Origin of the sequence: Paracoccus sp. Z118, assembly GCF_019061185.1 — a bacterium.
In the GTDB taxonomy this organism is placed as follows: domain Bacteria; phylum Pseudomonadota; class Alphaproteobacteria; order Rhodobacterales; family Rhodobacteraceae; genus Paracoccus.
Window position 1 is genome coordinate 1 of record NZ_JAHQZU010000145.1, and the last position, 371, is coordinate 371.

Below are 371 nucleotides of genomic sequence, written 5' to 3' on the forward strand. Positions count from 1 at the left end.
GATTTCGGCAACCAGCCCAAGCGTCGGCTCTCAGGAGCACTGCTGTCCAGCGTTAGATACCACCGACAGCCAGCTCTGTGCCGATGTTCACAGGCCAAGACCTTCAGCGGTGTCTGCCCGGCGGTTTCGAGGTCTTTTTGCCGCGCGGCCCGGCTTGGATGGGGGTGTTGCTCCGGTTTTCCTTAAGAAGCTTGCGCCAGCGATCGACCCGCACCGGGTCCAGCGTTCCGGCGGCGACTGCCGCCTGGACTGCGCATCCCGGCTCATGGGAGTGGGTGCAGTTCCCGAAGCGGCAGAGGGGCGCAAGCTCGGCGATCTCGGCGAACAGCAGGTCCAGACCCACGGAGATATCGCTGACATGCAGCGTCCGA

1 pseudogene is annotated in these 371 nt (G+C 64.4%); it reads right to left on the reverse strand.

The features are described from left to right. Positions 1–103 precede the first annotated feature (103 nt). Positions 104–371: pseudogene (locus tag KTN05_RS17925) on the reverse strand (GTPase RsgA); the annotation flags it as partial.